Consider the following 18,377-nt stretch of genomic DNA (forward strand, 5'->3'; position numbering starts at 1 on the left):
AAACAAAAAGTTAAGGTCATTCTATGATTCGTTAACATATTGTCTAGTTTCATAGAGAAGGGACAATGTTAAAATAACATAAATTCAGAATATTCCCTAAAATAGGAGGTCCTTTGCATGACAGTAACTAGTTTAAAGACAACGACATCGTATGTGCGCGATCGTGAGGCGGTTATAGCTTTAACACAGAAGCTCGTACGAATTGAAAGCGTTTACCGTGAGAATGATCCGAACGGTAATGAACAAGAGGTTGCGAATTTTGTTGCGGCATATTTACGAGATATTGGTATTGAAACGCATATCGAGGAGGTTGTGCCTGGGCGACCAAATGTTATTGGGATTATTGATTCGGGGAAGCCGGGGAAAACATTGCTTTTTGAGGGGCATACAGATGTAGTTACGGAAGGTAATCGAGAAGCATGGGCCTATGATCCATTCGGGGCAGAGATTGTGGATGGACGCATGTATGGTAGAGGGACGAATGATACAAAGGGAAATCTTGCTTGTATGATTACAGCTTGTCAGTCATTGTTACTGGATCAGGAGGAGTTTACGGGCAAGATTATTTTATGTATTCCTTGTGATGAAGAAGGGTTGATGCTGGGCATTAAACATTTTATTAAAAATGGCTGGGCTGATGGTGTGGATGGAGCGATTATCTGTGAGCCCCAGGAAAATAATGTCTGTATTGCACAGCGTGGGGCTATTCGTTTACAGGTAGATATTTTCGGTAAAATGGCGCATGGAGCAATTTCGTGGAGCGGCATAAATCCGAACTGGCGGATGGCACGTTTGATCGTAGAGCTTGAAAAACTGGAAAAAGAGGAGCAAGCGAGGTTAGGGCGTGATCCAATGTTGAATTGGCCGTCGATTACGCCAACGATTTTACGTGCGCCTGTAAAGGGGGATGCACAGATCAATGTTATTCCGGATCATTGTATGACGACACTTGATATTCGTACGGTTCCAGCGCAAGACCATAATGAACTGCTTGGCAAAATTGAAGCGATCATTAAACGTTTACAAGCGGATGATCCTGATTTTAAAGTCGAGCTAACGGTCCTTGATAATCGACCAGCAACGGCAACAGCAAAGGAAGATCCTGTTGTACAGGCTATTTATGAGGCAGTGGCAGAGGTGACAGAGAAGGAGCCAAAATACAATGGTGTTCCTGGAGCAACAGATGGTACGTTTCTTCATGTGCATGGAATTCCGATTGTGACAGTTGGCGCAGGAGATCGTGAAATTCCACATCAAATCAATGAATATGTAGATATTGAAGAATTGGCAGAAACAACTGCTATTTATCGTTTAGCAGCATTAAAATTTTTGGCTGGTGATGCACAATGACAGTGATCAAAATAGCGGTAATACCTGGAGATGGCATAGGGAAAGAAGTAATGCAGGAAGCGTTAAAAGTGTTAAATTGCTTGCAAGAACAAGATAGCTCCTTACAAATTGAAACAACGATCTTTCCTTGGAGCTCTGATTACTACGTGCAGCATGGCTGTATGATGCCTGATCATGCACTTGAAACACTTCAAGCGTATGATGCGATTTTATTTGGTGCAATTGGCGATGCCCGTGTGCCTGATGATGTAACGGTGTGGGAATTGATTATGCCGATTCGGAAACAGTTCCAGCAATATGTGAATTTCCGTCCTATTAAATCACTGCCTGGGATTACGTCCCCTTTGGCTCGTGGCAATGACATAGATTTTGTCATCTTCCGTGAAAATGCAGAGGGCGAGTATTCAGATAGTGGTGGGCGATTGTATCAACAGCAGCCACAGGAAATGACCATTCAAAATACGATTATGACGCGCATTGGCATCGAAAAAATTGTCCAAGCTGCTTGTGATTATGCGAAGCAACACGAGAAAACCAAACTAACAAGTGCCACAAAATCGAATGCGATTATTCATTCCATGAAATTTTGGGATGAGCATACAAGAAAAACGGTGGCAGAAAGCGCTCCAGCACTACAGCTCGAATCCATTTACATTGATGCATTAGTTGCTTATTTTGTTGAACGACCACAGGACTTTGAGGTGGTTGTAGCATCCAATTTATTCGGTGATATTTTATCTGATTTAGGCTCTGCGATTGTTGGAGGTCTTGGTTTATCTCCGTCGGCCAATCTGAATCCCGAGAAGGATTTTCCTTCCATGTTTGAGCCTGTACATGGTTCGGCACCTGATATTGCTGGAAAGGGCATTGCTAATCCAATCGCTCAAATTTGGTCGCTTGCCTTACTTCTTGGGCATCAAGGGAGAACGGATTTAGAGCAGCTTATAGTCAATGCTATTACAACGGTACTACAACAGGGTCTTGTGAAAACAGCAGATATTGGTGGACAAGCGACAACTGAACAAATGGGCGACGCTATTTGTCAGGAAATCATAAATAGGACGATAACAGCTGGAGGTGTTTAGGATGACAGTTGAGCAACAGGTCATTGTTGTAACAGGCGCAGGTGGCGGTATGGGAAAAGCCATTATTGAAGAACAGCTAAAGCAAGGCAATATTGTGGTAGCGCTCGATTTATCAGTAGAGCCTCTAAAAGAAATTGCACATGATTCTTTGCAATGCTTTGAAGTCAATGTTTTACATGAGGAGGGTGTCCATGCCATCTGCCAGCAGGTTTTTGATAACTATGGTAGGATTGATGGCCTTGTCAATGCGCTTGGGGTTGCACAATCAGCCACACCAATTGAACAGGTAACGATGGATGAGTGGAATCGTTTAATGGATGTCAACGTGAAAAGCTTATTTATCACGACAAAAGCTATTGTCCCTTTTATGAAACAGCAGCAAAAGGGTTCCATTATTACGATTGCCTCTATTTCTGCAGTACGTCCGAGACCGGGCCTCCAGGCTTATATTGCGTCAAAGGGCGCAGCGGAAAGCTTTACGAGAGGCCTTGCTATTGAACTAGCATCAAGTCAAATTCGTGTTAATACGATTCATCCAGGACCAGCTGACACACAAATGCTTGGTCAATTTGCTGCACAGGGAGCAGATATAGAGCAAACAAAGCAAAGTGTATTTGTACAATCTGTCCCACTAGGTCGATTAGTGAAGCCTTCTGATATTGCAGGAGCTGTTAGTTATTTACTATCAGATGCAGCAAGCATGGTTACAGGGACGACACTACATGTAGATGGTGGTCGTGGATTATAGGAGGGGTACAATGAAAAAAATTCCTATGTTAATCAATGGGGAGTGGGTTCATGGTGCGGCATTAGTGGATGTTCGAAATCCATCAACTGGAGAAGTGATTGCGCAAATTAGCAATGCTAGTAAAGCGCAGGTTGATGAAGCAGTACGTGCAGCCCGTGTAGCATTTGAAAGTGACGATTGGCGTCAATGGAAGGCGTATGAACGAGGGCAGTTATTGATTGAACTTGCCCATTATATTCGCATGCATGCAGAGGAATGGAGTTTACTAGAATGTCGCGATGTAGGAAAACCTTTATCACAGGCAAGAGCAGATATTGAAGCCGCCGCTCGCTATTTTGAATTTTACGGCGGGGCTGCAGATAAAGTGATGGGGGATACCATTCCGATTGAGGATGGACTATTAAATGCGGTAGTGCTAGAGCCAGTCGGCATTACGGTACATATTGTGCCATGGAATTATCCGATTCAAATTACAGCGAGAAGTGTTGCAGCGGCTATTGCTACAGGCAATGCCGTTATAGTGAAGAGTGCCGAGGATACACCGCTTACAACGCATGCGATCGCTGAATGGTTGGCCGATAAATTGCCTAAGGGGATTTTTCAGCATATTACCGGTCTGGGACGAGATGTTGGTCCGTATTTAACATCACATCCTGATATTAACCATATTACGTTTACGGGCTCAGTTCCTACTGGTATCGCAGTGATGAAGGCTGCTGCGGAAAATATTATTCCTGTGACATTAGAGCTTGGAGGGAAATCGCCTAATATTGTTTTTGCCGATGCGAATATAGAGCAAGCACTGGAAGGTGTTATGCGTGCCATTATTCAAAATGCAGGTCAAACTTGTTCTGCAGGGGCCCGTTTAATCATTGAAGAAACGGTCAAAGATTCATTCGTTTCGCAATTAGTGGAAAAATTCCAAGCGCTACAAGTAGGACCTGGTGAGGCAGATTTGGATATGGGCCCACTATTAAATGAACGGCAATTTACGAAAATTACTGGATTACTACAGCAAGCAAAGGCAGATGGCTATGTCATCACGGGTGGGGAGCCATTACTAATAGAAGGCTATGACAAAGGGTACTATATACAGCCAACTATACTGGATGGTGTCGATTCAAAGGATCCATTAGCACAGGAAGAAATTTTTGGTCCCGTGTTGACGGTTTTGACATTTTCAAGTGTGGAGGAAGCCATTGCCTTAGCCAATAGCACCGACTATGGCCTAGTGGCTGGCGTTTGGTCACAAAATATTGATACTGCTCATTTTGTGGCAAGCCGCGTGCAGGCTGGACAAGTATTTATCAATAATTACGGGGCAGCCGGTGGGATTCAAATGCCATTTGGAGGCTATAAAAAAAGTGGGATTGGTCGAGAAAAGGGCTTTGTTGCACTGCGAAACTATACGCAAATGAAAAATATCGCTATACGCTATGCACCACCTAATCAACGCTGAGATGGAGGGACGCATATGGAACAGCCAAAAGAAAAAGAAGTCCTTTTAGAGGTCAAGCAATTATCGATTAAATTCCATTTGAAAAATGGTAAAGAGGCTAAAGTTGTTGAAGATGTAAACTTTACTATTCATAAAGGCGAAACGGTTGCACTTGTAGGCGAATCAGGAAGTGGCAAAAGTATTACATCGTTAGCGATTATGCGTTTACTTCCTATACCGCCAGGTGAAATTACAGCAGGTTCCATCGCCTTAAACGGGAGGAATCTACTAGATTATAAAAATAAAGAAATGAGCCGTATTCGTGGCAATGAAATTAGTATGATTTTCCAAGAGCCAATGACCTCTTTAGATCCTGTCTTTACCATTGGAAATCAAATGATAGAAGGCATTCGCAGGCATCAAAAGGTATCCAAAAAAGAAGCGTGGAATCAAGCGTTACATTTATTAAAGGAAGTTGGGATTGCGAATGCAGAAAAGGTGATTGCAGAATACCCCCACCAATTATCAGGGGGGATGCGGCAACGTGTGATGATTGCCATCGCCATGTCCAATCATCCGCAGCTCTTGATTGCGGATGAGCCAACCACTGCACTGGATGTTACAGTGCAGGCACAAATTTTAAAGCTGATGATGAAAATGAAGGAAGAGCATCAATCAGCAATTTTATTTATTACCCATGATATGAGTGTTGTGGCTGAAACGGCTGACCGTGTTATGGTGATGTATGCAGGGCAAATTGTCGAGGAAGCCCCTGTGAGAGAGCTATTTTTAAATCCGCAGCATCCTTATACAACAGCTCTCTTAAAAACGATGCCTAGTCTTGAAACAGATGTGAAAAGGCTACCTTCGATTCCAGGTAGCGTGCCACCTGCATATGCATTACCGAATGGTTGTCGTTTTGCCCCTCGTTGTCCGCATGTAATGGCACATTGTCATCAGGAGCAACCAGCCATCCATCATATTCAGGAGGCACATAAAGTACGCTGTCATTTATTCACAGAGAAAGGAGAGCTGGCTCATGACGGAGAAAGAAGTTTTGCTGGAAATTAACCATTTAAAAGCCTACTTTCCTGTGAAGCGCAAGTCCATGAAGGAGGAAAAAAAGGTCATTAAAGCAGTGGATGATATTTCGATTGAGATTTATAGAGGAGAAACACTTGGGATTGTGGGCGAATCAGGCTCTGGAAAATCAACATTTGGGCGAACGATTTTAAAGCTTGTTGAACCAACTGGTGGAGAAGTTTTGTATAAGGGACAACCGATCCAGCATTTAAAGGGCAACAAGCTGCAAAGCTATCGCAATCAAATGCAAATGATTTTTCAGGATCCCTTCGCTTCCCTTAATCCTCGCAAGCGGATTGGCTCTATTATTGAAGAACCGATGAAGCTGCAATTAACGTTGACAAAGGTACAACGAAAAGAGCGTGTTAAGGAGCTATTGCAAAAGGTAGGTCTACCAGAGGATGCCATGCATAAGTTTCCGCATGAATTTTCTGGTGGTCAGCGCCAACGTATTGGTATTGCAAGGGCACTAGCCATCCATCCAGAGTTTATTATTGCGGATGAGCCTGTGTCGGCACTCGATGTATCGGTTCAGTCACAAGTACTAAACTTAATGATGGATTTACAGGATGAATTTCATTTAACCTATTTATTTATCTCCCATGATTTAAGCGTTGTGAAGCATATTAGTGACCGGGTGGCGGTGTTGTATTTAGGTAGAGTGGTGGAAATAGGCACAAAAAAAGAGCTTTATGCCAATCCATTGCATCCATACACTCAAGCATTGCTCTCTGCCATTCCTGTTGTTAATTTTGATGAGCCAAAACAGGAAATACTTTTACAAGGTGAATTACCAAGTCCAATGAATCCGCCTGTTGGCTGTGTCTTTCATACACGTTGTCCGTTTGTTATGGAAAAGTGTCATCAGGAAAGACCGATGCTTCAGCATGAAAATGCCAATCAGCGAGTTGCCTGCTTTTTATATGATAAATAATCTGAATATTAAAACTATTTAAGGTTGAGGTGTTGGTGATGTTTGGCAATATAACTGATGTTCCTGGAATTAAGGTGGGACATAGGGAAAACAAGGAAGGAATTACTGGCTGCACGGCACTTTTAGTGGAGCACGGAGCAGTATGTGGGGTGGATGTCCGAGGCTCTGCACCAGGTACTCGTGAAACGGATGCATTAGACCCAATCAATGAGATTGACCGTGTACATGGTATTTGTTTATCTGGGGGGAGTGCTTTTGGTTTAGATGCGGCGACAGGAGTTATGCAGTTTCTAGAGGAGCAAGGGATTGGAGTAGATGCAGGTGTGGCGAAAATTCCTATTGTTCCAAGTGCTGTATTGTTCGATTTATTTATTGGAGATCCTCAAGCTCGACCAACTGCACTTATGGGCTATGAAGCAGCAAAAGCAGCACAAGTTGGATCATTTCCAAACGGCAATGTCGGCGCTGGCTATGGCGCAACGGTTGGAAAACTAGCAGGACCTGACTTTGCGATGAAGGGTGGACTTGGTAGTGCTTCCTATGCTGGTAAAGATGGTCTAGTAGCGGGTGCTATCGTAGCTGTCAATGCAGTGGGTGATATCAAGGATCCTGCTACAAGGGAAATTTTAGCAGGAGCAAGAGATGCTCAATCAGGACAGTGGCTAGACTGCTGTACCTATTTAGAGCAGCATGCTCAATCGGAGGCATTAGCTGGCACGAATACAACCATTGGCGTTGTGGCAGTGAATGCGAAGCTTACGAAAGCGGAGGCTAAAAAGATTGCCCAGCTTACACAAAATGCTTTAGCACGAACGATTTATCCTGTCCACACGATGCTCGATGGCGATACAATTTTTGTGCTCGGTACAGGAGATCAATGCTATGGGCTTGATTATTTAGGGCATTTAGCAACAAAGGTCATGGAGGAAGCCATTCTCGCTGGTATTAAAGCTGCAGAAAAATTGGCAGATGTTGAAAGCTATACGAGCATTCAAAATAGAAGCACTTAGGAAAAGGGGGAACGACCATGAAATTGAAAAACAGAGGGTTTATGCTAATAACTTTCATCATGGCATTGGTGATGAGTGCGTGTTCAAGTGATGGAGAGAAAAATGCTGCAAGCACAGGGACTTCAGATGGTCAAACGACTACAGATGTTCCACAGGAAATCGTTGTACGTGTCAATGATGATCCTGATTTTTTAGATCCACATAAAGCAACAGCGTCCATTTCCTATCAAATGATTTTGAATATTTTTGAGGGACTGATGGCACCCGAAACGGATGGCTCGCTAAAAGAAGGGCTGGCAGAGAGCTACGAAATTTCTGAGGATGGTTTAACGTATACGTTTAAAATTCGTCAAGGCGTGAAGTTTCATAATGGCGAGGATGTAACGATGGAGGATATTCAATATTCCTTTGACCGTTTAATGGGGAAAAACGGAGGGGAAAAAATGTCCAATAACTTTGATAATGTAGCATCTACAGAGGCACCAGATGCCAATACATTTGTTATAAAGCTAAAAGAGCCAAATTCAAATTTCCTGTATTCATTAACAGCAAGACAGTCAGCCATTATTCCTAAAAGTAATGATGGGAAGCATAATGAAAATCCAATCGGCACAGGCCCCTTTGCCTTTGTGAAATACGCACCTGGTACCAACTTAGAGCTCAAGAAAAATGAGCACTACTGGCAGGAAGGATTGCCTTACCTAAATAAAGTTACCTTTGCCTTTCAATCGGATGATCAGGCTGCGATTATGAGCTTGATGGCCAATGAAGTAGATTTAACGAGCGTACCTTGGCACCGGGTTAGCGAGGTGGAGGCTAGCTATAATTTATCACATCAAAATAATAACTCCTCCTTAATCGTTACGTTTAATGAAACAAAGGCACCATTTGATAATGTCAAGGTACGTCAAGCAATCAACTACGCGATTAGTAAAGCCGATATCATTGATTCTGTATTTGCAGGCTATGCTGTACCACTTGGCTCTAATATGAGTCCAGCAATGGGCGATTTCCAAAAGAAGGGCTTAGAAAGTATGTATGAACGAGACGTGGAAAAAGCGAAAGCATTATTAGCAGAAGCTGGTTATCCGGATGGCTTTAAAACAAAGATTACGGTATCCTCGCATAATGATATTTACTCCAATATTGCACAAATTGTCGTGGCGAATTTACAAGAAATTGGGATTGATGTCGAAATTGAAGTAGTGGAATGGGGCATTTGGCTAGATCGCGTTTACTTTGGTCGCGATTATGAGATGACAACGATTGATTTAACAGGTCGTGCATCTGCCTACGAAATTTTGAATGATTACATTTCTACCAATGATAGCGAAAACTTTTTCCTATTTAAAAATGAGGAATACGACAAAATTATGGCTGATGTGTTAAAGGAAACAGATCAGGCAAAACAAATAGACTATTATCATCGAGCACAGGAAATTTTAGCAGAGCAAGCTACAGCAGTTTATATTGCTGATTACCAGATCGTTTGGGGTTCTGACAAACAAGTGACGGGGCTTAAGAGCTATCCATTCTGGTTCCACGATATGTCAGAGGTCAAGTTTTCAAACTAGAAAGGGATGAATGCTGATGATGTATATCCTACGTCGAATCATCCTGTTAATAACAACCATCCTTCTAGTATCCATTATTACATTTGGTGTTTTTCAAATATTACCTGGTGATCCGGTTCGTACAATGTTAGGAACAGAGGCGGATTCCACACAAATTGAAAATTTACGATCTGAGCTTGGCTTGGATCGTCCTCTTTATGAACAATATGTGGATTGGATGAAGGGCTTATTGACAGGGCAATTAGGGGATTCCATTCGATTTTCCATGCCTGTAAAAGAGTTATTATTTGATCGGCTTCCTGTCACCATGTCTTTAGCAGGGCTCACGCTCATCATTGTCTTAATCATTTCCTTACCTTTAGGAATGTTTGCTGCAAGAAGACAAAATAAATTAAGTGACGTGTCATTATCGACGGTTACACAAATTGGTATGGCCGTACCATCCTTTTGGCTAGGGATGATGCTTATTCTTTACATTGGCCTACAGTTCAGCTTCTTTAAAATTAGTGGCTATATTCCTTGGACGCAAAGTGTAACAGGGGCGCTAAGTACACTAATCCTGCCAGCTTTAACGATAGCGATCCCACAAATTGCTGTTAATTTCCGTTATGTCCGAACAGCTATTTTGGAGCAGGTCCAGCTCGATTATGTCCGCACCATTCGCAGTAAGGGTATGTCTGAACAAAATGTGATGTATAAGCATGTATTGAAAAATTCAATGATACCGATTTTAACGGTTTTTGGTTTGATAATGGCAGAGGTTGTAGCGGGCACAATTATCGTGGAGCAAGTGTTTTCATTACCAGGAATCGGTCAGCTTCTTATTACGGCTATTAGTAATCGTGATTTCCCTCTTGTACAGGGAATTGTCATGTATATTACAGTAGCTGTCGTTATGATTAATTTTATCGTTGATGTTTTATATTCTGTGTTGGACCCTAGAATTCGATTACGTTAAGAGGTGGCTACAATGAAACAACTACAGCGCTATACTAAAAAAATCAATTTAGTCATTGGTCTCCTCGTGATTGTTGGCTTTCTACTCATCATGATTGTTAGCTTTTTTTATACACCCCATGATGTCAATGCGATGAATATACCAGAAAAATTGCGTGGGCCTGGTGGTGCATATATGTTTGGCACAGATGAGTTCGGGCGTGATATTTTTAGCCGCATTATGAAGGGGACACAAACAGCCTTTGCAGTGGGTCTATTAACCGTAGCAATTGGCACGGTGTTTGGCATCCTGATCGGAGGGATTGCAGGCTATGTTGGGGGCTGGATCGATGAAATTTTTATGCGGACGATGGATGCGTTAATGGCCTTTCCAGGCATTATATTAGCATTAATGCTTGTGGCAGTATTTGGTCCAGGTATTATGAATACCGCTATAGCACTTGGCATTATCGCAATACCTGCTATTGCGAGGATTGCACGAAGTGGCTTTGTGCAGCAACGGGATTCGGAATATGTGCTAGCAGCAAAATTAATTGGTGTTAAGCCTCATAGCATTATGTTCCGTCATATTTTGCCGAACATTTCGTCGCAAATTATTGTTGCAGCAACTGTGACATTTGCAACTGCGATGCTAGCTGAGGCAGCCCTAAGCTATTTAGGGCTTGGGGTACAGCCACCAAACCCTAGCTGGGGCAGAATGTTAAAAGATTCACAAGCTTATCTAATAGGTGCCCCTTGGTATACGTATGCCCCTGGAGGAGCCATTACAATTCTTGTTCTCGGTTTATATATGCTTAGTAACGCTTTACGAGATTTTATGGACCCACGTTCAAAATCGTAATAAATCAGGTGCTGTTTTTTCCAAGAGCGCATATGCCTTAACGGCCATTTCAATATTTAGGCGGTGCGGAGCTTGTAAAAAATCAGCACCTAATATACCTTCTAGCCGTTCGATTCGTTTATAAAGAGTTTGACGAACGATATACAGTTGTTCCGCCGTATCATTTTTAGCCCCATTACATGTTAAATATACTGCCAATGTTTGAAATAAATTATGGCTACTTTTCTGATCTAGCAGCAAAATCTCTTGTAAATAATCTTTCACATATTGCAGGAGGGTAGTTTGATCCTGCTGTAATAATAATCGATAAACACCTAAATCCTTATAATAGATAGAGCTTGTCAATTGATGATGCTGCATTTGGATGACCGATTTAGCCTCCTTATAGCCAAGATGAACACTCTCGATTGCTTGATAGACATGACTTATGCCACAGCTGAGGGTGAGCTGCTCAAAAAACTGTGCAGCTCGTCTAGCAGTAATCTGTGAAATTGCTTGATCGAAGGCATCCCGATTGTCTTTCATATAATCTGCGGCAATGTAAAAGGCTAAAATAATAATTTCATGCTGTCTTACCGATACGGTAGGGAAAAATCCTAGTTTTTTTAAAATAGAACGAACATACATGGCATTTTGCAATTGGATTTCCTGCCACTCTTCTTCAGGTACAACGTTAGCTACATCATGTAGATTGAACACGATGACTCGGTAAAATAAATTACGACTTTCGATAGGTAAATAGCTTTGATAGTACTGAATATCTACTGGCTGACCTTGAATTAAGGCAAGAATAAACTCATCCTCTCGGCTTTGCTGGCGCTCCTGAAGCATACGGTTGCGCATTAAAATATGGGCAATCGACATCGTTGCGCGTTCAAGGTTTAATAGAGTGTAATCACTCGGCTTTGGCAGTCCAGAATGCATACATAAATAGCCCCATACTTGTCCAAGTCCATTGACAGGAATAATGACAAAATGATCCCCGTCAATCGATAAAAGGTGCAAGGGCTTTTGTAGTTCTAACTGCTGACAATGCTCCTCCATAACACGTAAGAATTTTTTAGCCTCGACAGGGTAGTAAAAGCTTTTAGTATCTTCCGAGACAAATAAAAAGGATGCCTCTGTATCTTGATAGAGGACTTGTAAAATTTTTAAAATACCATTCGGCATTAATGATAATTCCATAAAAGTTTTGGATAAGGTATCTAGCTGTGTAAGTGCCTGCTGGTGTTGATTAATTATGTACGTGTGTAAATCTTGCGTAATATCGATAAATCGTACAATTTCTTCAAAGATGATAATAGGGAAATGATGGGCATTCGCCATGGCAATCAATTCTGCGGGGACATGGTCAAAATAGTCTCCAATTTCAATACAAAGACCTGCAGCTTCATTGCGTATCAGATTTTGTAAGTAGGCAATTTGTGTTTCACGTTCTAATTGTAAACCGACACCAGTGGTTAAAATCAGTTCACCACCATTGATTAAAGTGTCAACATTTTTTATTTCTAAAATATGTGTCCATAGAACTTGACGATCAAGACCCTGCTGTCCTGCAATGAGCTTCGCTGATTCAAAATGCTTACGCTTGAGGACATCACGTACGAGTAGAGGATGTTTGGACATAATTTAGCACCTGCCCTTCGAATGTACAATGTCTATTTTATTATGTTAGATAAATCAGAAAATTTCAATATTAACTCGATTAATAGGGAAAATGGTGATAGATCAAAAGACATCAATGATACATGATTGGAGGTCATGATATGGAGCGAAACGATCAGTTCACACATACCTTACAACAAAAGGATCATGAAAACGTTTGGCATCACATGTCTATGCATAATGACAGGGCGCCCATAATCATTGAACAGGGAGAAGGCGCATGGATTACCGATAGTTTAGGCAACCGCTTTTTAGATGGCATGTCAGGCTTATGGGCCGTTAATGTGGGCTATGGACGTGAGCGTCTTGCCAAGGTTGCCTATGAGCAGTTGAAAAAGCTTTGCTATGCTCCTTTAACACAAAGTCATGAACCTGCCATCCGACTTGCTGAAAAAATTAATAGCTTATTAGAAGATGACTATATGATGTTTTATTCCAATAGCGGCTCTGATGCCAATGAGGTGGCATTTAAAATAATACGCCAATACCATCAACAAAATGGGGAGGGGACCCGCTATAAAATCATCGCTCGCTATCGGGGCTATCATGGTAGCTCACTTGGGGCATTAGCTGCCACAGGGCAGGCATTACGAAAATATAAGTATGAGCCGTTAACACCTGGTTTCTTGCATGTTGCCCCACCAGATCATTATCGGCGTCCAAAAGGGCAATCGGTTGAGGCCTACAATATAGCGTGTGCCCGTGAAATGGAGGAAAAGATTATTTGGGAGCAAAAAGAAACGATTGCCGCTGTCATCATGGAGCCACTGATAACAGGTGGTGGTGTTCTTATCCCACACCCTACATATGTCAAGGAAGTCGAGCGCATTTGTAGAAAACATGGCGTATTACTTATTATCGATGAAGTAATATGTGGCTTCGGGCGAACAGGGAAGCTCTTTGGTCATCAACATTTCGATATTCGACCTGATGTCATTACTATGGCAAAAGGATTAACGAGTGCCTATCTACCGTTATCCATTACGGCAGTACGCAAAGATATTTACGAAAAATTTAAAGCGATGGATGGCTATAGCCATTTTCGACATATTAATACGTTCGGAGGTAATCCAGCAGCCTGTGCAGTAGCTTTAGAAAACATTAAAATTTTGGAGGAAGAGTGCCTTGTACAACGAGCAAGAGATTTGGGTATTCAATTCCTACATGATTTGCAAGACTTATTGGAGCTACCTTTTGTTGGAGATGTTCGTGGCCTAGGCTTACTTATTGGCATCGAACTAGTGGAAGATAAACAATCCCAAACACCGGCAAAGCCAGAACTAATCGCAAAAATTATAGCTGATTGTCAAGCAAATGGGTTAATTGTTGGGAAAAATGGCGATACAGTGGAGGGCTTCAATAATATCATTACGTTAAGTCCACCACTTTGCTGTACCGATGAAGATGTTGACTTTATGGTGGCGGTATTAAAAAGAGTATTTGCAGCTAATGCATAGCAGGAGGCGATTCCCGACGTGTGGAAGCACGGGGAATCGCCTTTAGTATTGTCGTTTATGACCTTTTTTCACTTCTTCCCAATCTATTTCTACATTATGCAAAACACGCGTCAAAAGACTGTGGATGCTGTCGATTTCCTCTGACGAGAACCCTTCGAGTGCACGCGCATTAGAGTATTCACCTTCCCGTTTTAAAAAGGGATAAATGTCCAAGCTTTTTGCAGTTGGAAAGAGTAATTTATTTTTCTTATTCCCCTGCTCAATACGTTTTTCAATAAAGCCCTTTGTCTCTAATTTTTTAATAGCCCGTGAAGCAGTAGTGCGATCCACCTTCAAAAGCTCCGCGACCTTTTCCTGAATGATGCCAGGGTTTTCACAAATTCGAATCACATATAAATATTGTCCCTTCGTTAAATCTAACTCCTTAAATTCAATATTACTAATTGAATCTAATGCTCGTGCAATCGCGCCTATTTCACGTAAGATTTCCTTCATTTTTTAATCCTCCTGAGATTTTTGTTGTATTTGCAATAAAAATCGTTCTATACTAATAGTATCATCTTCAACGTGAAATTGCATCTAAGGAAGATGGTGATGCAGAAGAAGCTAGGAGGAATAGTCATGAGTATAAAAAAGGTAACAACTGAAGCAGAATTACAAACAGCGTTTGATTTTCGACGTAACGTTTTTATCGAAGAGCAACAAGTCCCAGCTGAAGAAGAATATGATGAATTTGATGCGCTTGATGCACCATGTGATCATATTCTTGTCTATTACAACGAGCAACCTGTTGGAACAGGTAGACTTCGAGTAGTGGAGGGCTATGGCAAATTAGAGCGTATTTGCGTTTTGGAGGAATACCGCAAATATGGTCTTGGCAAAGAAATTATCGTTGGTTTAGAACAAATCGCACGAGATAAAGGCCTAACAAAAGCAAAGCTAAATGCCCAATCCTATGCAGAGGGCTTTTATGAAAAATTAGGCTATCAGCGTGAAGGTGAAGAATTCATGGATTGTGGCATCCCTCATATTCTAATGAAAAAATACTGGTAGTCATTTTTCAGTAATTTTCCAGACTTAGCGGGGACTAGGTAACCTTTTTTTGCTGTTTAGTTAAAAGGGGAGAAGGCATGGAATAAATGGATATTGCAGTAGTTGGATAGCCCAGACTGTAGACAAATTCAATGGATTTTGAGTTTGTCTACAGTCTTTTTTCTTTTCCAATGAAATAAAGTAAGCCGTTGATTTCTACTACGGGCGGACGCTTTCTGCGGGCGGGGTCGAGCTATTTCCCTCTTCGCTCAGTCCAGGATCTCGACTTTCCAGCTATTCCCGCAGGAGTCGCCGCCCTTCGTTCCAATCAACTTATACATAAAGCACTCCTTATTTACCTATTGATAAAAAGTAAACTATTGAAATGATCAACCATGATGACGAAAAATCAAACCAATGAACGTGAACAATTAGAAATGTTAACAATTGATCAATTAGTTCTCACCAATCATTTAGTGCGAAAACTAGAGGCTGCTATTGATTTTTTCATTTATCTATCCTTTAGTAGAAAACTTCTACTCTGTTTATGGGCGTCCTAGTATTGATCCTGTTGTTCTCTTTAAGTTTTTGGTATTCGGTCCATGCGTCAAACCATCAAAAGCATGGTATGCGATGGACAACCTTAAGAGGTCTTAAAATATTGTCCATGCAGGCGATGCTTACTTTCGCTGCTATGAATTTGAAAAAGCTGGCTACTTGGACATGGCAACAAGCTTAAGAGAGCAAATATGCTCGAAGAGTATGTGTGGTTTGGAAGTAAAAATGAAATAGGAAGAAAAATGACAAAAGCCATCGATAGTGAGCTTCTCGATGGCTTTTGTCTACAGTCTGAGTTATCCAAAGCAGTTGGGCAGTCTTCCTTTAAATTTCTTTCACAATCGTATGGGCAAAGCTATCATGTGGCAGACACTGTCCATGTTGTTGCTCAAAGGCTTGACGATCTTTTAAATAAGCAAACGTACTGATTGTGTCTCGATAAGCCATTCGTTTAATAATTTGAGCGCAAGATAATGGACGACCATCTTCATTTTCAAGTGCTAGTCCCATTGCTTTGTAGCCAATAGTTTGTCCGTTTTTTCGGAGCTGTGCATATTCGAGTGCCCACAACACGACTGTTGGTGTAACTAGTGCATGAACAGCCTCATTTTTAACCTTTTTTCGTAGGAAATATTCAATACCGAACGTAGCAGCCGTTGAAATAGCTGTATCAATTAAAAAAGCTGCTGCTCGTTTTTTTGTCACCGATTCCATGAAAGACCTCCTTAGATTGACTTGTCTCTAATACATACGAAAAAGGGGATGTAAAGTTTCGAGTTAATCTACTTTTAATTCCAGTGGTAGTGCCGGATAAGACGGTATTGCCCCGTGCTTCGTAGTTGATAAGCCTGCATAGCGGTTTGCGAAAGATAGCAGGGACGTCGCCTCCAGTTCACAGTAAGCCACTAACCCCTCTACCTCTAGTTGATGTTGAAGGAATTGACTTAGAATAGCGCCAATAAAAGCATCACCTGCTCCCGTTGTATCAATGGCTTGCACCTTGTCAGCGGGAACTTTAACATGAAGATTTTTCGTATATAATGTGGCCCCGGCAGCACCATGTGTAATAATGATGACAGCTATATATCCATTGAATAATTGAAGGACCGCCCTCTGTTCATCCTCTATGGCGGTTAGAAATAAAAGCTCCTCCGCTGAAAGCTTCACCAGATGCGCTTGAGGTAAGAAGGCTAAAATGGTTTCACGACAAGCTGATTCATCCTGCCATAAAGGTAGGCGCACATTCGGGTCAAAGGAAACGAGGCTACCCACTTGATGTGCCTGTTCAAGAAAAGCAAGGTGGGCTTTCTTCATAGGACTTTCCACAAGATTCACAGAACAAAAATGCACAATATCCTTCGCAGTTAAAAGCTGTGAGGGGAGGTATTCTTGTTTGTATAATAAGTCCGCAGCATGTCGGCGATAAAATTGAAAGTCACGATCCCCTTGTTCATTTAAAGATACAAAAGCAAGGCTTGTTTCTCCCTCCGTTGTTTGACGAATAAATTGAGTATCTACACCTGCTTGCTGTAATGTTTTTATCAGGAAATCACCAAAGGCATCCAGGCCCACCTGTGTTAGCAGAGCAGCCTGCAGGCCCAGTTTGCCACAAACCGCCGCTACATTTGCAGGAGCTCCACCGGCATGTTTCGTAAAGTGCTCGATATCGGTAAGAGAGCCTCGCTGCTGTGTTGGTGTAAAATCAATTAATAATTCTCCTATCGTGAAGAGTTTGCCCATTATGAGACCTCCTGTGGCAGTCGCTTTTTCTTTGGAACATAAATTGTATAAAAAATACCACCGAAAATTAATAAAATGCCCATCGTTTGCACAATGCTTGGCATAAAATCAAGCAGCAGCATATCAAGTAAAATCGCGACAACAGGGTCGACGAATACTAATACAGATACAAGAATGGTAGAAAGACTACGAATACTATCAAAAAATAAATAATAAACAAATCCAGTATGAATAAAGCCTGTGCCTAAAATATAAAACCAATTCGTTGAGGTTAAGCCATCAAAGAGTGCAAAATCAATGAAAGGCAGCAGCATGACGATTCCAACCGTTGTTTGAATATAAGTTAATGCATAGGAGCTTAGCTTGGTAATCGTTTTGCTTGTTAACATGGTGAGGGCATAAAAGACAGCTGAAAGTAAGGCCCACACAAAGCCCGATTGCATAAACTCCGAGAACGACACAAAATTCTGTAAGCCAATAATAAAAATACTACCAATAAAGCAAGTGATGGTTGCCACTAGCGCTTGAATAGTCATCTTTTCCTTTAAAAAAATCGCGCCTAATATTAAAACAAAAATAGGAGCTAAATTATAAATCGAAATTGCAATCGAAATTGACATTTCTTCAAAGGCTTTAAATAAAAATACCCAGTTTAAAACAATAAAGACACCGCAAATAATCGTTTGAAGAATTTCTTTTTTATCCCACACCTCTGATTTATGTCCACCTGTGATCAGCCACATACCTCCTAGAAAGAGGGTTGCGCAAATGCATCTAACAAAGACAAGCTCTGTAGCCGGAACACCAGTATGAACGGTAAAAAAGCCAATGGAGCCAAAAAGAGCCATCGATACAGTTAATTTAATGATTGCTGAAATGTTCATACGAAACCTTCTTTCTATTTT

General features: G+C 41.5%; 17 protein-coding genes and 2 pseudogenes. 14 read left to right on the forward strand and 5 right to left on the reverse strand.

Annotated features, from left to right (window positions below; translation table 11 throughout):
• Positions 1 to 117 precede the first annotated feature (117 nt).
• The 10 genes from MKY49_RS07955 to MKY49_RS08000 are packed head-to-tail and all read left to right on the forward strand — an operon-like array spanning position 118 to position 11,020.
• Positions 118 to 1,350, forward strand: coding sequence for a M20 family metallopeptidase (locus MKY49_RS07955; protein ID WP_274796576.1), 1,233 nt, complete (start codon positions 118 to 120; stop codon positions 1,348 to 1,350).
• Positions 1,347 to 2,435: a tartrate dehydrogenase gene (locus MKY49_RS07960; protein WP_341385915.1), complete on the forward strand. Its 1,089-nt coding sequence runs from the start codon at positions 1,347 to 1,349 to the stop codon at positions 2,433 to 2,435. The genes MKY49_RS07955 and MKY49_RS07960 overlap by 4 nt, the downstream gene beginning before the upstream one ends.
• Before the next feature lies 1 nt (position 2,436).
• Positions 2,437 to 3,183 carry an SDR family NAD(P)-dependent oxidoreductase gene (locus MKY49_RS07965; RefSeq protein ID WP_313471239.1) on the forward strand — a complete coding sequence of 249 codons (747 nt, stop codon included), beginning with the start codon at positions 2,437 to 2,439 and terminating at the stop codon, positions 3,181 to 3,183.
• 10 nt (positions 3,184 to 3,193) lie between these two features.
• Positions 3,194 to 4,642 (forward strand): aldehyde dehydrogenase family protein, encoded by a 1,449-nt coding sequence (locus MKY49_RS07970; protein ID WP_274796579.1) that lies wholly within the window; start codon positions 3,194 to 3,196, stop codon positions 4,640 to 4,642.
• 15 nt (positions 4,643 to 4,657) lie between these two features.
• Positions 4,658 to 5,692, forward strand: coding sequence for an ABC transporter ATP-binding protein (locus MKY49_RS07975; RefSeq protein WP_274796580.1), 1,035 nt, complete (start codon positions 4,658 to 4,660; stop codon positions 5,690 to 5,692).
• A complete protein-coding gene (locus MKY49_RS07980; RefSeq protein ID WP_341385916.1) occupies positions 5,661 to 6,638 on the forward strand; it encodes an ABC transporter ATP-binding protein in 978 nt (325 codons plus the stop codon). Before MKY49_RS07975 ends, MKY49_RS07980 begins: the two co-directional genes overlap by 32 nt.
• A 38-nt stretch (positions 6,639 to 6,676) precedes the next feature.
• Positions 6,677 to 7,648: a P1 family peptidase gene (locus MKY49_RS07985; protein WP_341385917.1), complete on the forward strand. Its 972-nt coding sequence runs from the start codon at positions 6,677 to 6,679 to the stop codon at positions 7,646 to 7,648.
• Between the two features lie 17 nt (positions 7,649 to 7,665).
• Entirely contained in the window at positions 7,666 to 9,222 is a 1,557-nt protein-coding gene (locus MKY49_RS07990; protein WP_322605715.1) for an ABC transporter substrate-binding protein, read from the forward strand.
• A 16-nt stretch (positions 9,223 to 9,238) separates the two neighbouring features.
• Complete coding sequence (locus tag MKY49_RS07995; protein WP_312507094.1) at positions 9,239 to 10,180, forward strand: ABC transporter permease; 942 nt, start codon at positions 9,239 to 9,241, stop codon at positions 10,178 to 10,180.
• Between the two features lie 12 nt (positions 10,181 to 10,192).
• Entirely contained in the window at positions 10,193 to 11,020 is an 828-nt protein-coding gene (locus tag MKY49_RS08000) for an ABC transporter permease (protein ID WP_341385918.1), read from the forward strand.
• Here MKY49_RS08000 and MKY49_RS08005 read toward each other — a convergent pair.
• Positions 11,009 to 12,646, reverse strand: a complete 1,638-nt coding sequence (locus tag MKY49_RS08005) for a PucR family transcriptional regulator (RefSeq protein ID WP_341385919.1) — start codon at positions 12,644 to 12,646, stop codon at positions 11,009 to 11,011. The two genes, MKY49_RS08000 and MKY49_RS08005, sit on opposite strands and share 12 nt — an antisense overlap.
• A gap of 140 nt (positions 12,647 to 12,786) precedes the next feature.
• On the opposite strand from MKY49_RS08005, the gene MKY49_RS08010 reads away from it, so the two are divergent.
• Positions 12,787 to 14,142, forward strand: coding sequence for an aspartate aminotransferase family protein (locus MKY49_RS08010; RefSeq protein WP_341385920.1), 1,356 nt, complete (start codon positions 12,787 to 12,789; stop codon positions 14,140 to 14,142).
• 42 nt (positions 14,143 to 14,184) lie between these two features.
• On the opposite strand, the gene MKY49_RS08015 is transcribed toward MKY49_RS08010, so the two are convergent.
• Positions 14,185 to 14,637: a MarR family winged helix-turn-helix transcriptional regulator gene (locus tag MKY49_RS08015; protein WP_274796588.1), complete on the reverse strand. Its 453-nt coding sequence runs from the start codon at positions 14,635 to 14,637 to the stop codon at positions 14,185 to 14,187.
• Between the two features lie 126 nt (positions 14,638 to 14,763).
• Here MKY49_RS08015 and MKY49_RS08020 point away from each other — a divergent pair, with 126 nt between their 5' ends.
• The 3 genes and pseudogenes from MKY49_RS08020 to MKY49_RS23000 form a co-directional block, all read left to right on the forward strand.
• A complete protein-coding gene (locus MKY49_RS08020) occupies positions 14,764 to 15,195 on the forward strand; it encodes a GNAT family N-acetyltransferase (protein ID WP_341385921.1) in 432 nt (143 codons plus the stop codon).
• A gap of 374 nt (positions 15,196 to 15,569) precedes the next feature.
• A pseudogene (locus MKY49_RS08025) lies at positions 15,570 to 15,800 on the forward strand (IS5/IS1182 family transposase); the annotation flags it as partial.
• A pseudogene (locus MKY49_RS23000) lies at positions 15,788 to 15,913 on the forward strand (transposase); the annotation flags it as partial. The pseudogenes MKY49_RS08025 and MKY49_RS23000, both read left to right, overlap by 13 nt.
• A 143-nt stretch (positions 15,914 to 16,056) precedes the next feature.
• Here the strand turns inward: MKY49_RS23000 and MKY49_RS08030 are convergent.
• From MKY49_RS08030 to MKY49_RS08040, 3 genes are all read right to left on the reverse strand, one after another.
• Positions 16,057 to 16,446 (reverse strand): RDD family protein, encoded by a 390-nt coding sequence (locus tag MKY49_RS08030; RefSeq protein WP_312507092.1) that lies wholly within the window; start codon positions 16,444 to 16,446, stop codon positions 16,057 to 16,059.
• A gap of 63 nt (positions 16,447 to 16,509) precedes the next feature.
• On the reverse strand, positions 16,510 to 17,472 hold the full coding sequence (locus MKY49_RS08035; RefSeq protein ID WP_341385922.1) for a carbohydrate kinase family protein: 963 nt from the start codon (positions 17,470 to 17,472) through the stop codon (positions 16,510 to 16,512).
• Entirely contained in the window at positions 17,472 to 18,356 is an 885-nt protein-coding gene (locus MKY49_RS08040; RefSeq protein ID WP_274796592.1) for a DMT family transporter, read from the reverse strand. The genes MKY49_RS08035 and MKY49_RS08040 overlap by 1 nt, the downstream gene beginning before the upstream one ends.
• Between the last annotated feature and the right edge of the window lie 21 nt (positions 18,357 to 18,377).

It is taken from the genome of Lysinibacillus sp. FSL M8-0134, from assembly GCF_038069745.1.
Taxonomy (GTDB): domain Bacteria; phylum Bacillota; class Bacilli; order Bacillales_A; family Planococcaceae; genus Lysinibacillus; species Lysinibacillus irui.

What these genes read in the sequence shown, in the direction of transcription:
- MKY49_RS08000 (WP_341385918.1), top strand. Translation starts at nt 10,193, where the DNA reads ATGAAACAACTACAGCGCTATACTAAAAAAATCAATTTAGTCATTGGT.
- MKY49_RS08015 (WP_274796588.1), bottom strand. Translation starts at nt 14,637, where the DNA reads ATGAAGGAAATCTTACGTGAAATAGGCGCGATTGCACGAGCATTAGAT.
- MKY49_RS07970 (WP_274796579.1), top strand. Translation starts at nt 3,194, where the DNA reads ATGAAAAAAATTCCTATGTTAATCAATGGGGAGTGGGTTCATGGTGCG.
- MKY49_RS07995 (WP_312507094.1), top strand. Translation starts at nt 9,239, where the DNA reads ATGATGTATATCCTACGTCGAATCATCCTGTTAATAACAACCATCCTT.
- MKY49_RS07990 (WP_322605715.1), top strand. Translation starts at nt 7,666, where the DNA reads ATGAAATTGAAAAACAGAGGGTTTATGCTAATAACTTTCATCATGGCA.
- MKY49_RS08030 (WP_312507092.1), bottom strand. Translation starts at nt 16,446, where the DNA reads ATGGAATCGGTGACAAAAAAACGAGCAGCAGCTTTTTTAATTGATACA.
- MKY49_RS07955 (WP_274796576.1), top strand. Translation starts at nt 118, where the DNA reads ATGACAGTAACTAGTTTAAAGACAACGACATCGTATGTGCGCGATCGT.
- MKY49_RS07980 (WP_341385916.1), top strand. Translation starts at nt 5,661, where the DNA reads ATGACGGAGAAAGAAGTTTTGCTGGAAATTAACCATTTAAAAGCCTAC.
- MKY49_RS08010 (WP_341385920.1), top strand. Translation starts at nt 12,787, where the DNA reads ATGGAGCGAAACGATCAGTTCACACATACCTTACAACAAAAGGATCAT.
- MKY49_RS08040 (WP_274796592.1), bottom strand. Translation starts at nt 18,356, where the DNA reads ATGAACATTTCAGCAATCATTAAATTAACTGTATCGATGGCTCTTTTT.
- MKY49_RS07985 (WP_341385917.1), top strand. Translation starts at nt 6,677, where the DNA reads ATGTTTGGCAATATAACTGATGTTCCTGGAATTAAGGTGGGACATAGG.
- MKY49_RS08035 (WP_341385922.1), bottom strand. Translation starts at nt 17,472, where the DNA reads ATGGGCAAACTCTTCACGATAGGAGAATTATTAATTGATTTTACACCA.
- MKY49_RS08020 (WP_341385921.1), top strand. Translation starts at nt 14,764, where the DNA reads ATGAGTATAAAAAAGGTAACAACTGAAGCAGAATTACAAACAGCGTTT.
- MKY49_RS08005 (WP_341385919.1), bottom strand. Translation starts at nt 12,646, where the DNA reads ATGTCCAAACATCCTCTACTCGTACGTGATGTCCTCAAGCGTAAGCAT.
- MKY49_RS07960 (WP_341385915.1), top strand. Translation starts at nt 1,347, where the DNA reads ATGACAGTGATCAAAATAGCGGTAATACCTGGAGATGGCATAGGGAAA.
- MKY49_RS07965 (WP_313471239.1), top strand. Translation starts at nt 2,437, where the DNA reads ATGACAGTTGAGCAACAGGTCATTGTTGTAACAGGCGCAGGTGGCGGT.
- MKY49_RS07975 (WP_274796580.1), top strand. Translation starts at nt 4,658, where the DNA reads ATGGAACAGCCAAAAGAAAAAGAAGTCCTTTTAGAGGTCAAGCAATTA.